Annotated in this window: 12 protein-coding genes and 1 tRNA gene; 4 read left to right on the top strand and 9 right to left on the bottom strand. The window is 68.5% G+C overall.

Features of this window, described 5'->3' with window-relative positions; translation table 11 throughout:
- Positions 1-2,330 (bottom strand): ATP-dependent chaperone ClpB (clpB, locus tag RMP08_RS05630; RefSeq protein WP_310468016.1); only part of this gene is annotated, 2,330 nt, incomplete at its 3' end.
- 66 nt (positions 2,331-2,396) lie between these two features.
- On the bottom strand, positions 2,397-3,143 hold the full coding sequence (locus tag RMP08_RS05635; protein WP_310468017.1) for a D-Ala-D-Ala carboxypeptidase family metallohydrolase: 747 nt from the start codon (positions 3,141-3,143) through the stop codon (positions 2,397-2,399).
- Between the two features lie 144 nt (positions 3,144-3,287).
- On the opposite strand from RMP08_RS05635, the gene RMP08_RS05640 reads away from it, so the two are divergent.
- The 3 genes from RMP08_RS05640 (at position 3,288) to RMP08_RS05650 (ending at position 5,318) form a co-directional block, all read left to right on the top strand.
- Positions 3,288-3,611 (top strand): polyhydroxyalkanoic acid system family protein, encoded by a 324-nt coding sequence (locus tag RMP08_RS05640; RefSeq protein ID WP_310468018.1) that lies wholly within the window; start codon positions 3,288-3,290, stop codon positions 3,609-3,611.
- Between the two features lie 240 nt (positions 3,612-3,851).
- Positions 3,852-5,156: an FAD-dependent oxidoreductase gene (locus RMP08_RS05645; protein ID WP_310468019.1), complete on the top strand. Its 1,305-nt coding sequence runs from the start codon at positions 3,852-3,854 to the stop codon at positions 5,154-5,156.
- Between the two features lie 85 nt (positions 5,157-5,241).
- Positions 5,242-5,318 (top strand) — tRNA-Pro (locus RMP08_RS05650).
- Positions 5,319-5,358: 40 nt separating this feature from the next.
- Here RMP08_RS05650 and RMP08_RS05655 read toward each other — a convergent pair.
- From RMP08_RS05655 to RMP08_RS05685, 7 genes are all read right to left on the bottom strand, one after another.
- Positions 5,359-5,625 carry a hypothetical protein gene (locus RMP08_RS05655; protein ID WP_310468020.1) on the bottom strand — a complete coding sequence of 89 codons (267 nt, stop codon included), beginning with the start codon at positions 5,623-5,625 and terminating at the stop codon, positions 5,359-5,361.
- An 86-nt stretch (positions 5,626-5,711) separates the two neighbouring features.
- Positions 5,712-6,497 carry a class II aldolase/adducin family protein gene (locus RMP08_RS05660; RefSeq protein WP_310468027.1) on the bottom strand — a complete coding sequence of 262 codons (786 nt, stop codon included), beginning with the start codon at positions 6,495-6,497 and terminating at the stop codon, positions 5,712-5,714.
- A gap of 26 nt (positions 6,498-6,523) precedes the next feature.
- The gene (gene maiA, locus RMP08_RS05665) at positions 6,524-7,165 is read right to left on the bottom strand and encodes a maleylacetoacetate isomerase (protein ID WP_310468021.1); all 642 of its coding nucleotides are present in this window, start codon (positions 7,163-7,165) and stop codon (positions 6,524-6,526) included.
- Between the two features lie 10 nt (positions 7,166-7,175).
- Positions 7,176-7,580, bottom strand: a complete 405-nt coding sequence (locus RMP08_RS05670) for a thioesterase family protein (RefSeq protein ID WP_310468022.1) — start codon at positions 7,578-7,580, stop codon at positions 7,176-7,178.
- Positions 7,577-8,968: a hypothetical protein gene (locus RMP08_RS05675; protein ID WP_310468023.1), complete on the bottom strand. Its 1,392-nt coding sequence runs from the start codon at positions 8,966-8,968 to the stop codon at positions 7,577-7,579. The genes RMP08_RS05670 and RMP08_RS05675 overlap by 4 nt, the downstream gene beginning before the upstream one ends.
- On the bottom strand, positions 8,965-11,049 hold the full coding sequence (locus RMP08_RS05680; protein ID WP_310468024.1) for a S9 family peptidase: 2,085 nt from the start codon (positions 11,047-11,049) through the stop codon (positions 8,965-8,967). The genes RMP08_RS05675 and RMP08_RS05680 overlap by 4 nt, the downstream gene beginning before the upstream one ends.
- Before the next feature lie 70 nt (positions 11,050-11,119).
- Positions 11,120-11,821, bottom strand: a complete 702-nt coding sequence (locus tag RMP08_RS05685; protein ID WP_310468025.1) for a hypothetical protein — start codon at positions 11,819-11,821, stop codon at positions 11,120-11,122.
- A gap of 807 nt (positions 11,822-12,628) precedes the next feature.
- Between RMP08_RS05685 and RMP08_RS05690 the strand changes: the two genes are divergently transcribed.
- Positions 12,629-14,422 carry an aminopeptidase P family protein gene (locus RMP08_RS05690; protein WP_310468026.1) on the top strand — a complete coding sequence of 598 codons (1,794 nt, stop codon included), beginning with the start codon at positions 12,629-12,631 and terminating at the stop codon, positions 14,420-14,422.
- The last annotated feature ends 41 nt before the right edge of the window (positions 14,423-14,463 follow it).

Raw genomic sequence — 14,463 nt, forward strand, 5'->3', positions numbered from 1 at the left:
TCGACGATCGGCCCCATGTGGCTCGCCGACAGGCGGTGGAACAGGATGATCTCGTCTAGCCGGTTGAGGAATTCCGGCCGGAAATGCCCGCGCACCACCTCCATCACCTGCGCCTCGACTTTTGAGACTTCCTCATCGTCACCGACCGTCGCCAGATACTGCGACCCGAGGTTCGAGGTCAGGATGATAATGGTATTGGTGAAATCGACCGTGCGCCCCTGGCCGTCGGTGAGCCGCCCGTCGTCGAGCACCTGGAGCAGGATGTTGAACACGTCGCCGTGCGCTTTCTCGACCTCGTCGAACAGCACCACCTGGTACGGCCGCCGTCGCACCGCTTCGGTCAGCACCCCGCCTTCCTCATAGCCGACATAGCCCGGGGGCGCCCCGATCAGCCGCGCCACTGCATGCTTTTCCATATATTCGGACATGTCGATGCGGACCATCGCCGCGGCATCGTCGAACAGGAATTCGGCGAGCGCCTTGGTCAGCTCGGTCTTGCCCACCCCGGTCGGCCCCAGGAACAGGAAGCTGCCGAGCGGCCGGTTGGGGTCCTGCAGCCCGGCGCGGGCGCGGCGGACCGCGGTCGCCACCGCTTTGACCGCCTCGGCCTGGCCGATCACGCGGCGGCCGATCGCCTCTTCCATGTGGAGCAATTTCTCGCGCTCGCCCTCCATCATCCGCTCGACCGGACTCCCGGTCCAGCGCGCGACCACCCCGGCGATGTCCTGCGCGGTGACCTCCTCGCGCAGCATCGCGCCCTTGGTCTGCTGCGACGCGTCGGACAATTGCTTCTCGAGCTCGGGGATGCGCCCGTACTGGAGCTCGCCGGCCTTGGCCAAATCGCCCGACCGCTGCGCCTGGTCGAGCTCGATCCGCGCCGCGTCGAGCTGCTCCTTGATCTTCGCCTCGCCGGCGATCTTGTCCTTTTCTGCCTGCCACCGCCCGGTCAGCTCGGCCGATTGCTGCTCGAGATTGGCGTGTTCCTCCTGGAGCTTGCCGAGGCGGTCCTGCGAGGCCTTGTCGCTCTCCTTCTTGAGCGCCTCGCGCTCGATCTTCAATTGGATGATCCGCCGGTCGAGACTCTCGATCTCCTCCGGCTTCGATTCGACCTCCATGCGGATGCGGCTGGCGGCCTCGTCCATCAGGTCGATCGCCTTGTCCGGCAGGAAACGGTCGGCGATGTAGCGGTTGCTCAGCGTCGCCGCCGCTACGATCGCGGCATCGGTGATGCGCACCCCGTGGTGGAGCTCGTACTTCTCCTTCAATCCGCGCAAAATCGAGATGGTGTCGGGCACCGTCGGCTCACCGATGAACACCGGCTGGAAGCGCCGCTCGAGCGCCGCGTCCTTCTCGACATGCTTGCGATACTCATCGAGCGTGGTCGCGCCGATGCAGTGCAATTCGCCGCGCGCGAGCGCCGGCTTGAGCAGGTTCGAGGCGTCCATCGCGCCTTCGCTTTTCCCCGCGCCCACCAGCGTGTGCATCTCGTCGATGAACAGGATGATCTCGCCCGCCGCCTGCTTGACCTCGTCGAGCACGCCCTTGAGCCGTTCCTCGAATTCGCCGCGATATTTTGCCCCCGCGATCAGTGAGCCCATGTCGAGACTGAGCAAGCGACGGTCCTTGATCCCGTCGGGCACGTCGCCGTTGGCGATGCGCAGCGCGAGCCCTTCGGCGATCGCGGTCTTGCCGACTCCGGGCTCGCCGATCAGCACCGGATTGTTCTTGGTCCGCCGGGCGAGCACCTGGATGGTGCGGCGGATTTCCTCGTCGCGGCCGATCACCGGGTCGAGCTTGCCGTCGCGCGCGGCCTGGGTCAGGTCGCGCGAGTATTTCTTGAGGGCGTCGTAGCGGTCCTCGGCGCCCTGCGTGTCGGCGGCGCGGCCGCCGCGTAATTGCTCGATCGCGGCGTTGAGCGCCTGCGCGGTGACCCCGGCCTTGGCCAGCGCGGCGCCGACGTCGCTCGACTTGGCCAGCGCCATCGCCAGCAGCATTCGCTCGACCGTGACGTAGGTGTCGCCGGCCTTCCTGGCGACCTGCTCGGCCTGGTTGAGCAGGCGCATGGTGTCGCCGTCGATTCCCGGCGCCGATGTCGCGCCGCTGCCGGTCACCGCGGGCTGCTTGGCGACCAGCGCGTCGGCCTCGCGCTGCGCCATCTTCGCGTCGCCGCCCGCCGCCCCGATCAGCCCCGCCGCCATGCCCTGCTCGTCGTCGAGCAGCGCTTTGAGCAAATGTCCCGGCGCGATGCGCTGATGATGCTCGCGCACCGCGATGGTCTGCGCCGCCTGCAGGAAGCCGCGCGCGCGGTCGGTCAGTTTTTCCAAGTCCATCGAACACCCCTCTGCGGTGCCCGGCATATGGTGTTGCGCTTAGGCAACACAAGAGGTTTGTGATGCTTACTGCGGCGGTGGCGGCGGCGTCGTGGTGGGGGCCAGCGGGTCGACCACCGCCGGCTGCGCGGCGGCAGGCTGTGCCGGCGCCGGCGCGACGGTCGGTCCGGCCGGGACGACTTGCGGTTGCGGCGCCTGGTAGACGCTCGCGACATCCTCGCTGCGGATGATCGGCGGGCAGCTGCTCGAGCCCGAATCGGCGCCCCACCGGCGGTACTTGGTGGTGTCGACGTGGAAGCGCAGGTAGGCATAGAAGCCGAGCCCCACCCCGTAATCGAGCCCGCGGCGGCCGTGGGCGCGGCACAACGTCCGGATCAGATCGGGGCGGGTGATCGGGCGCAGCGGCACCAGGTCGATCGCCGAATAATGCTTGTGCGCGCTTTCCGGCGCACCGCCCGCGCAGAAATTGAGCACCGGGTTGCGATAGGCCGAGACCGGCTCGACCGGCCCGACCGCGGGGACCACATAGTCGCGGATATAGCGCAGCGTCTGCACCACGTTGGGCCATTCGCTAACCGGCGGCACCTCATACGGCTGCGCGCCGCAGCGCTGCCACGACGAAGCGGTGCGCAGCAACTGCCAGGTCGGGACGATCCCGCCGACGCCCCAGGTGACCAGATAATGGTTGAAGCGCGTCACCGCATAGGAATGCCGCGGCGAGGCCATGTACCAGTTGCGGTAGCCCGGCTCGTCCTGGCCGACGGTGACGTAGAAGGCGGCGGGCTGCCACGCAGGCGCGGTCGTGCCCGGCATTTGCGCCGGGGCGGCCGACGCAGCGGCGATCGAGAGAGCGGCAAGCCAACGCATGGTCGCAGCATAATGGAGTCGCCGAGCTTGAGAAGCGATGAACGCCTCGTGCGCCTTGAAAAGCGGCGAATGGCCGCCCACTGTCGGCTAATGACGCGTCCCATAGAAGTCGACCTGCCGCACAAGCTCGGGCGCGAGGAAGCGCGGCGGCGGATCGCCGGCAATATCGGCAGCTTGAAGAACCACATCCCGGGCGGCGCGGCCGACGTGCAGTCGCGTTGGGACGGCGACGAATTGACCCTGACCATCGGCGCGATGGGGCAGAACGTCGAGGCCAATATCGGGGTCGAGGAGGCCAAGGTCCGCGTCCGCGTCCTGCTCCCCGGCATGCTCTCGCTGTTCGCCGCGCCGATCGAGGCGATGCTCAACAAAAAAGGCCGCGACCTGCTGCTCGAGGACAAAAGCAAGCGCTAGCCCGACTGGGCCATTGCGAGCGGGGAAGCCGCGCGGCAATCCAGGTTTCACACGAAGGCACGGAGGAGCAGGAAGCCGCGAAGGGAGTTCGCCAGAATATCTCTTCGTGCCTTTCCGTCGTTCCTTCGTGCCTTCGTGGAACTACTTGCTGGATTGCCGGCCTTCGCGTGATGCAATGACGGTTGGGTTGCGCGACCGGTCAAAGCCTTTAGCATCGCGCCGACGCTAATCGGGGGCAGCATGCGGCATTTCGCGGTGGTCGGGTCGGGGCCGGCGGGGTTCTACACCGCCGAGGCGCTGGCCAAGGCGTATGGCGAGCACGCGCGCATCGACATCCTCGACCGCTATCCGGTGCCCTACGGCCTGATCCGCTTCGGCGTCGCCCCCGACCACCAGTCGCTCAAAGCCGTCGCCAAGCGCTACGACAAGGTGGCGGAAGGCGAGACGGTCGGCTTCATCGGCAATGTCTCGCTCGGCAGCGACGTCGCGGTCGACGAATTGCTTGAGCAGTATGACGCGGTGATCCTCGCCACCGGCGCGCCCAACGACCGCAAGCTCGGCATCCCCGGCGAGGATCTGCCCGGCGTGATCGGCTCGGCCGCGTTCGTCGGCTGGTACAACGGCCACCCCGATTTCGCCGATCTCGACCCGCCGCTCGGCGGCACCCACGCCGCGGTCATCGGCAACGGCAATGTCGCGCTCGATTGCGCGCGCATCCTCGCCAAGACCCCCGCCGAGTTCGCCGGCTCGGACATCGTCGGCCACGCCTTCCACGCGCTCGGCAACGCTGCCATCCGCACCATCACCGTGCTTGGCCGACGCGGCCCGCACCAGATCGCGATGACCCCCAAGGAATTGGGCGAGCTTGGCCATCTCGAAGCGGCGGTCCCGCTGGTCGAGCTCGCCGACTTCCCTCCGCGCGACGCCGACGACGCGCTCGAGCCGGGCCAGCGCAAGTCGGTCACGATCCTGCGCGAGTTCGCCGACATCCGCGCCAACAAATCCAAGGCGATGGTGTTCGATTTCTTCGCCCGGCCGGTGGCGATCGAAGGCGACGGGCGCGCCGAGCGGGTGATCGTCGAGCGCACCGAGCTCGACGAGCAAGGCGGCGCGCGCGGTACCGGCGAGACCTATGAGGTCCCCGCGACGCTGGCCATCAGCAGCATCGGCTACTCGACCCCGCCGATCGCCGGCGTGCCGTACGACGAGCGCGGCGGCAAATTCCTCAACGACCATGGCCGCATCGCCGAGCGCCTCTACGCGGTCGGCTGGGCGCGGCGCGGTCCGACCGGCACCATCGGCACCAACCGCCCCGACGGCTACGAAGTCGCCGAGCAGGTCGCGGTTGCGATGCCCCCCGGCAGCGATGGAGGTCGCGGCGGCGGGGAGGGGCTCAGGCGCCTGCTCGAGGCCCGCGGCGTAACCCCGACCAATTTTGCCGACTGGCGCAAGATCGAGGCGGCAGAGGAAGGCGCCGCGCGCACCGGCTCCCCGCGCGAGAAAATGGTCCGCGTCGAGGACTGGCTGACCACGCTCGGCCGCTAGCGGCGGCCGCTTCCCTTGCGCATCGCCAGGGTCGCGGCTAGGAAGCCCGCGCCTTGACCCCCGCGGCGTACGCCCGGTGGTCGGTCGGGGAGTAGCTCAGCCTGGTAGAGCACTGTCTTCGGGAGGCAGGGGCCGGAGGTTCGAATCCTCTCTCCCCGACCATTTTTCGATGCCGAGCGCCGGTGCTCCGGTCAGCCCGCGGTCACTGGCCCAACAGGCCGCGCTGTTGCTGCGCCTTGTCGACATCTTCCCGGACGGCGCGCCGCTTTGTCTGCCATTCCTGGCGGGAGGCGCACACCCGCTTGACGGCAAGACGGCTGCCCACGGGAATAATGTCCTCGCACATTTTCTGATCCTGTTTGGCGGCCGCCTCATCTTTCTTGGCAGCATCGTTGGGGGCAGCGTTGCTCGGCTGCGCCACACCGGCGAGGAAGCCCACAAGCAGGAAGGTCGGGAGATACCTGGTCATCGAACAGCCCTCGAAGTGGAGCAATTCCATTACCCGAATAATGGGTTAGCGACAATCGCTTGAGCAGCTCCAACTGCCGATGTCGCCTAGCTCGCAAACCCCGGGTCGACCCGCATCATCTTGCGCTTGAGCGCGGGCCAGGCGAGCAAATTGGCCGCCAGCGCGATGCCTACCGTGCCCTGTTCGGCCGCTAGCTCGGGCGAGCCCTGCGGCGGGTTGTTGACATTGTCGCCGGCCGACAGCGCGTAGATCTGCGCCTGGCACGCGCGCTCGAGGAAATAGAGCCGGACGAAGCATTCGCCGACGGTCTTGCCCACCGCGAGCGTGCCGTGGTTCCTGAGCAGCATGGCGTTCTTGTCGCCGAGGTCGGCGACGATCCGCTCGCGCTCGGACAAGTCGACCGCGACCCCCTCATAATCGTGGAACGCGAGGTCGCCGCGCACCAGCATCGCGGTCTGCGTCAGCGGCAGCAGCCCCTCGCCATGCGCCGACACCGCCTGGCCGTGCGGGGTGTGCAGATGCATCACCGCCTGCGCGTCCTCGCGCGCCATGTGCACCGCGGAATGGATGGTGAAACCGGCCGGGTTGGTGATGAACGGGGTCGGGTCGACCGCATTGCCCGCGGTGTCGACCTTGACCAGCGACGAGGCGGTGACCTCCTCGAACATCAGATTGTACGGGTTGAGCAGGAAGTGATGCTCGGGCCCCGGGATGCGCGCCGACAAATGCGTGAAAATCAGGTCGTCCCAGCCGTAATGCGCGACCAGCCGGTAGGCGGCGGCGAGATCGACGCGGATCGCCCATTCCTCGGCGCTGACTTTTCCTTCCAAGCTCGGGATGTCGAGCTCGGTGATCGGCGCGGCGCCGGCCATGCCGCGGTTCATATTCTCGGCGCGGTTCATGCGGGGATCTCCTGGCGGTCGGGATGCGCCGCGGCAAAGGCATCCATCTCGGAGGCGTTGGTGTCGGCGCGGAGCAAGGTCGGGTAAGCCTCGAGCGGCACATCGAACCGCCGCGCATTGTAAAGCTGCGGCACCAGGCAAATGTCGGCGATGGTCGGCGCGTCGCCGAACAGGAAGGCGCCCGCGCGCGGGGCCGCGACCGCCTCGAGCGGCGCCAGCCCCGCCTCGATCCAGTGCCGGTACCAGGCATCGACCGCATCCTGGTCGTGGCCCAGCTCCCCCTTGAGATATTTGAGCACCCGCAAATTATTGAGCGGGTGGATGTCGCACGCGATGCTCAGCGCCATGCCCCGCACATGCGCGGCATCGCCGGGGTCTTCGGGCAGCAACGGCGGATCGGGGAAGCGGCTGGCGAGGTACATGATGATCGACAGGCTCTGGGTCAGCTTGAGCCCGTCGATCTCGAGCATCGGCACCAGCCCGTGCGCGTTCAAGGCGCGATACTCAGCCGATTTCTGCGCGCCTTCGGCCAAATTGACGCTGTGGCGGTCGTACTCGACGCCCTTCAAATTGAGCGCGATGCGCACGCGGTAGGCGGCCGAGGAGCGGTAATAATCGTGCAGCAGCGGCCGGGTCATGGCGCCGTGCTTACTCCGCCCCGAGGAACGGCGCCACCACCTCCGCGGGGACGCGGATCGGGCGGCCCGAGGCCTTGTCGATGATCGCCCAGAAGGTTCGCGCGCGGACGCACACGCGGCCGTCGTTGCCGGTGAACTCCATGTGGCGGTCGAACTTTGCCCCCTCCGGCGCTTCCCCCACCCAGGTCTTGCCGACCACCCGGTCGCCGACCAAAGCAGCGCGCAAATAGTCGATCTCGTGGCGCACGATCACCCAGAAAAAAGCGTCCTTGTGCACGGGGTCGGCGACCGCCTCCCAATGCGCCACCGCGACCGCCTGGATCCACTGCACCCACACCGCATTGTTGACATGGCCGAGCTCGTCGATGTGCTCGGGCGCGGCGGTGAACGCCATCTCGAAGGTCGGGCGGGTCATCGCGCCGGTGTAGCAGCTTTGACGGCGATTGCGTGGCCGATCCCGGCGCGCGCGATGAACGCGTCGAGCGCCGCGGCGGGGTCGGGCTGTCTGCGGTCGAGCAAGTTTGCGATGGCCGCCGCCAGGCCGCGCCCCGGCGCGCGTTGCTCGAGCAAGGCGAGCCATTCATCGCGGGTGACGATGCCATCCGGATTGCGCGCGATGAGGGTCCGCACGAACGCGCCGAAGTCGCCCCCGCTGGCCTGCTCCGCGGCGAGCGCGATGATCGCCCCGCAGGCGTAGTAGGCGCGGTGGTCGCCCTCGCGCAGATAGGCCCCGGCGATTCCCCCGCGGGCGAGGAACGGCAGGCATTCGGCGCGCGCTTCGGCGAGCCGCGCCGTGACATCGAAGGTCGGGTCGCCGGCGGCGGTGGCGCGGAACGCGAGCAGGTCGGCGCCGCCCTCGGTGATCCAGCTGTCGGCCGGGCCGTCGTAGGCGACCGCCTGTCCGAGCCAAAAATGCGCCGCCTCGTGCGCGACGAACCAGCGCGCATGGTGCGCCGCTTTGTCGTTGCGCGTGGCCAGGCCCTGGCCCTCGAGGGTCATCACCACCAGCCCCGGAAGCACGCTCCCGCCGAGGCTGACCTTGCCCGGCGTCGCCCCGGCCCACGCCACCATCAGCGTCGGCTGGCCGACCGGGGAGGGGCCGAGGCGGGCGCGGTAATCGGCCAGGATGCGCGGCATCTCGCGATTGAAATAGGCGCTGATCCACGGCGGCAGCGCGGGGTCGAAGATGGTCGTCATCGCCGCCCCGATGCTCGGCCGGGCCGTGCCGAACAGGACATAGGCCTCGCCATGGTCCATTTGAGCGCGCGCCTGCCGCGTGCCGCGCGCCAGCACCGGCCCGGCGCGGTCGACGAAGATGGTGCGCGTCGGGCGGGCGATCGTGGGCAGCGCCGACTCGTCCTTGCCGGCGGCGCGGGTGGCGGCGGCTGAGGCCATCGGCACCAGCTTGAAGCCGTCGGCATAAAGTGCGACCGAGCCGTCGCTGAAGCCGATCGCCGCATCGTAGCCGGCCTCGATGTCGAGCGTGTACGGGGTGAACTCGAGCCGCACCCGCGGCGGCAAAACCCCGCGGCGGGCGACCAAAGCGTCATGGTGCCCGAGCCGCTGCAGCGTGACCCCCGGAGTCAGCACGCGAACGCTGTCCAGCCGCCACGATCGTGGCGTTTCGCGCGGCAGGATCGACTTGGCGAACGCCCATACCGGGGCCCGCGCATGGAGCTGGTAGTCGGCGGTCCAGCGGTCGCCGTCGCGCACCACCTCGACGGTCGCGGCCGGCGCGGAGGACGCCGCCGCGGCAGGCGCGGCGACCAGGCAGAGCAGGACACTCAGCACCCGGGCGATCATCGCGACGTCTCGTGCCCCGCTCCGCCCATCTGCGCGAGGATGAACCCGTAAGCCTCGGCGACTTCCTTCAAACTGTCCCACCGGCCCGACTTGCCGCCATGCCCCGCGCCCATGTTGATCTTGAGCAAAAGCAGGTTGTCGTCGGTCTTGGTCGCGCGCAGCTTGGCGGCCCATTTGGCCGGCTCCCAATAGGTCACCCGCGGGTCGTTGAGCCCGCCGGTGATCAGCATCGGCGGATAGGCCTGGGCCTTGACCTGGTCGTACGGCGAGTAACTGCGGATGTAGTCGAACGCCGCTTTGTCGATGATCGGATTGCCCCATTCGGGCCACTCGCCCGGGGTCAGCGGCACAGTGTCGTCGAGCATGGTGTTGAGGACATCGACGCCCGGCACGTCGGCGACCGCCGCGCCCCCCAGCTCGGGCGTCATGTTGACCGCCGCGCCGACCAGCTCGCCGCCGGCCGAGCCGCCGTGGATGGCGATCTTGCCGGGGCTCGTGATGTTGGCCGCGACCAACCCCTTCGCCGCGTCGACGAAATCGTTGAAGGTGTTGGTGCGCTTGTCCAGCTTGCCCTGGAGGAACCAGTCGTAGCCGAGGTCGTCGCCGCCGCGGATGTGCGCGATAGCGAAAGCAAAGCCGCGGTCGAGCAGGCTGATGCGGCTGGTGCTGAACGCCGGCGGGATGGCGTAGCCGTAGGCGCCGTAGCCGTAGAGCAAGGCCTTGCCGCTGCCGTCCCTGGGAAAACCCTTCTTGTAGACCAGCGACACCGGCACCTGTTTGCCGTCGCGCGCCGGCGCCATCAGCCGCTCGGTGGCATATTGCGATGGGTCGTAGCCCGACGGGATTTCCTGCACCTTGAGCGGCTCGAGGCGGTCGTCGGCGGGGTGATAGTCATAGATCGTGGTCGGGGTGACCATCGACGAATAGCCCAGGCGATAGGCGGCCGGCGCGAACTCGGGGTTGCCGGCGAAGCTTGCGGCATAGCTCGCCTCGGCGAACGGGATGCGCTCCTCCGTGCCGTCGTAGGTGCGCAGGATCAGCTGGTCGAGCCCGTCGACGCGGGTGGTCAGCGCGAGATGGTCGCGGAATGCCGTGACTCCCCGCAGGTAAACGCGGTCGGAGCCGGGGATTGCCGTTTTCCAATCCGCCGGCTGGGCCGGATCGGCCTCGGCCAGGCGGAAATTTACGTGGTCGTCGTTGGTCACGATCCACAATTTGCCGTGCGCCGCGTCGACGTCATACTGGCGCTTGTCCTGGCGCGGCGAAATTAGGGTCAGCGGCTGCGACGGGTCGGCGGCAGGCACGAAGCGCACTTCGCTGGTCGCGTTGTCGCCGGTCGCGATGAAGATCAGGCTGCGGTCCTGCGACTTGCCGACGGCGACCGAGAAACCGACGTCCGTGGTCTCTTCGTACAGCGTGGCGTCCTCGGCCAGCGGGCGGCCGAGCCGGTGGTAGCGGGCGCGGTAGCTGCGCCAGTTGTCGTTGACCTCGGTGAACACCAGGCCGGCGCTGTCGCTGGTCCATACCGGCTGGCCGATGCCGACCTCGGTGACGGTCTCGATGTCCTTGCCGGTAGCGATCTCGCGCACGCGCAGCGCGAAGCGCTCCGAGCCGTCGTCGTCGACCAGCGTCGCGAGCAGCCGCCCGTCGGGGCTGACCTCCATCGCGCCCAACCGGAAATAGTCCTTGCCCTTGGCCTCGGCCGCCTCGTCGAACAGCAATTGGTCGGGGCCGCCGGCGACGGGCCGCCGGAACCACGCCTTGTACTGCTCGCCCGCGGTGAATGCCCACCAGTAGAGGAAATCGCCGTCGCGCACCGGAACCGACGAATCGTCCTCCTTGATGCGCCCCTTCATTTCCTCGAACAGCGCGTCGATGAGCTTTTGGTGCGGCTTCATCGCCGCTTCGAAATAGGCATTCTCGGCCGTCAGGTAGGCGAGCACGTCCTTATCGGTGACCTGCGGATAACCGGGGTCGCGCAACCAGTGCCACGGGTCGTCAATGGCCTCCCCATGCACTTGGTAGCGGTGGGGTCGCGGTTCGGCGCTGGGCGGGGGCGGCAGGTCGGAAGGGCTGTCCATGCCAGCGCTCTTAACGCGGCATTCGGAGACGGAAAGCGTAAAGGTGGCGAGTCCGTTCGCGCGAACCGGCTTAAAATCGCCTTCGGGTTCCCGGCCGGCACGGCGAATAGACCTCGCGCATCTCCTGGCCGCTGCCCTCGCGCTCGCCGGTTCGCTCGACCTGGCAGACGTGCCCGTCATGATCGACGCGCAACGCCAGCCGCCCCCAGTCGCGCACGCGCGGCCCGTCGATCGTCTGGATCGACAAGCCGAGCTCGACCAGCCACCAGCTTTCATCGCGCTCGAGGCGGAAACTCGGCGTCGGCTGGTTGATATCGACGACGGTCAGGCCGGCATCGCGCGCCTTGTCGCGCAGCCCTTGGTAGCTGCCGTCATAGGTCTTGGGATCGGGGTGGAGGAAGCGGACCATCTCCTCTTCGCTCGGATAGGTGGCGAAGGTCGCGCGGCCGCCGGTCATGGCCATTGCGTAGGCGGTGGCCTTTGCCTCTGCCTCGTCGGCGGCGAGCAGGCCCTCGGCAAGGCGCGCCTTGCTGTGCGCGACGATGTCCCCGGGGCGCAGCGCAATGCCGTTTTCGTCGCGGCGCGAGCGCGGGAAGCAGACGCTGACCGAGCCGGTCAAAGGCAAATCCAGGTCGAGCCGCGCACAATATTTCCGGCCGCTTGCGACCCATGGCTGCAGGCGATTCATGCGCCGCTGGACATACCAGTCGGTCCCCAGCGCGCCCTTCGGCAGGGCAGCGCTGATGGCGTCCGATCGCGGCGCTTGCCGCATGCTCGCGATAGGTCCCCTCTACGCTGACCGGCTGCGGCAGGCCGTCGAGCGTGAACGGCCGCGTTTCTGACCGCGCAATCCGGACGACCGGAACGGGCTTGATCGGCGGCCAGCTCGGCCAGAACGGATCGCTGCCGGTCATGATCGCGGCGCGCAGGACATAGCGGCCGACCTCTCCGATGTCGCACATCATCGGCAAGTCCGACGGCGCGCAATAGGCGCTACGCCCGTCCCACACCGCCCGCACGTCGCCGGCCGGTGTGCGCCCGAGCGCTTCCGGAGCAACCGCCCCCTGCGCACCCAGATAGGCCCAGCGCTCGCCGGCCGGGGCGGCGTTGCGCGACCACACGCGGATGTAGGCGCCCGCGGGCAGGTTCCGCCAGCGGACGCGATAGGCCACCGGCGTCCCGATCGGGGCGGTTTCCTGACCCACATGCTCGATGCAAACCTGCGGCGCGGTGCCGTGCCCGAAGCCGGCGCAGGGGGTCGCCGTGGTCTCGTTCCAAATCCGTTCGCCGGCTAGTTCCACGGACCTTCGGCCGTCCGCCATTTTCTCATATTCCTGCCGTTTCATATGCTGCTCGGCGAGGCGCTCGAAGGTCTTCCTGGCCGTCGGCTTCAACTCGTCGGGCCAGGCGAGCGCCGCCGCCACCGCGGCGACACCGGCGGCCAGCAATGCGATCAGGACGGTCGAACGCTTCATCCGCCTGTTTCTAGGACGGCCCGGTTGAGAACCCGTTATCGCGCCGCCGCCTCCGCAAAAGGCCCAGCCTTGTTGCGCGCCGCGCCCGCGCCTAGAAAACACCCATGTCCAGCTACGCAGACCGCCTCGCCGCCCTTCGCGAACAATTGAAGGCCGATCGCCTCGACGGCTTCGTCGTGCCCCTGACCGACGAGCATATGAGCGAATATGTCGGCACCTACGCCCAGCGGCTGCAGTGGCTGACCGGGTTCGAAGGCTCGGCCGGCTCCGCGGTGGTGCTGCCGCAGGAAGCCGCGATCTTCGTCGATGGCCGCTACACCCTGCAGGTGCGCGCCCAGGTCGACGGCGAGCATTGGAGCTACCAGTCGGTGCCCGAGACCAGCATCGCCGCCTGGCTCAAGGACCATGCGCCGCAGGGCGGCCGGATCGGCTACGACCCGTGGCTGCACAGCCGCGACTGGGTCAAGCGGGCGGGCGCGGCGCTCAAGGACCGCGGCGCCGAGCTGGTCGCGGTCACCCGCAACCCGATCGACGCGGTGTGGGGCGACCGCCCCGCGGCCTCGCCGGCGCGGCTGATCGTCCATCCCGACCGCTATGCCGGCAAGTCGGCCGCCGAGAAACGTACCGACATCGCCGACTGGCTGGCCGACAAGGGCGCCGACGCGGCGGTGCTGTCGGCGCTCGATTCGATCGCCTGGGCGTTCAACGTGCGCGGCCAGGACGTCGCCCGCACCCCGGTCGCGCTGGCCTTCGCCTTGGTCCACGCCGACGGCACCGCCGACCTGTTCGTCGCGTCCGAAAAGGTCGATGCCGAGGTCCGCCAGCATCTCGGCAACGGCGTCCGCCTCCACGAGCGCGCCGAGTTCGAGTCCGCGCTCGCCGCGCTCACCGGCAAGACCGTCGCGGTCGATCCCGAGCGCGCGGTCGCCGCGATCTTCGAGGCGCTCGACCAGGCCGGCGCCAAGATCATCGCGGTGCGCGACCCGACGATCCTCGCCAAGGCGATCAAGAATCCGGTCGAGATCGCGGGCCAGCAGGCGGCCCAGGCGCGCGACGGCGCCGCCATCTCCCGCTTCCTCAAATGGGTCGAGGCCGAGGCGCCCGGCGGCGCGCTCGACGAATTGACCGCCTCCGACCATCTCGAATCGCTGCGCCGCGAGAATGCCGAGCTCAAGGACCTCTCGTTCGACACCATCTCGGGCGCCGGCCCCAACGGCGCGATCGTCCACTATCGCTCCTCCGAGAAAACCAACCGCAAGCTCGAGCCCGGCTCGCTCTACCTCGTCGATTCGGGCGGCCAATATGTCGACGGCACCACCGACATCACCCGCACCGTCGCCATCGGCGAGCCCAGCGCCGAAATGCGCGACCGCTTCACCCGCGTTCTTAAAGGCCACATCGCGGTCGCCACCGCGCTGTTCCCCAAGGGCACCCGCGGCACCCAGCTCGACAGTTTTGCGCGCCGCCCGCTGTGGCAAGCGGGCCTCGATTACGCCCACGGCACCGGCCACGGCGTCGGCAGTTTTCTGTCGGTCCACGAGGGGCCGCAGCGGATCTCCCCCGCGGGCAGCGCGCAGGCCGGCGGCGACGAGCCGCTCGCGCCCGGCATGATCCTCTCCAACGAGCCCGGCTACTACAAGACCGGCGCCTACGGCATCCGCATCGAGAACCTCGTGCTGGTGGTCGAGAAGCAGGTCGCGGGCGCTGAAAAGGAAATGCTCGGCTTCGACACTTTGACCTTCGCCCCGATCGAGCGCCGCCTGATCGTCAAGGACATGCTCAGCGAGGAGGAGCTAGCCTGGCTCAACGCGTACCACGCGGCGGTGGTGGAGAAGATTGGCCCGAGCCTGCAAGGCGAAGACCGCGCCTGGCTCGAAGCCGCCTGCGCCCCGCTTTAGTCGTCAGGGGTGTCGCGCTTCCCCGGCCGCTCCACTTCCCG

The sequence above is a fragment of the Sphingomonas sp. genome, from assembly GCF_031426035.1.
In the GTDB taxonomy this organism is placed as follows: domain Bacteria; phylum Pseudomonadota; class Alphaproteobacteria; order Sphingomonadales; family Sphingomonadaceae; genus Sphingomicrobium.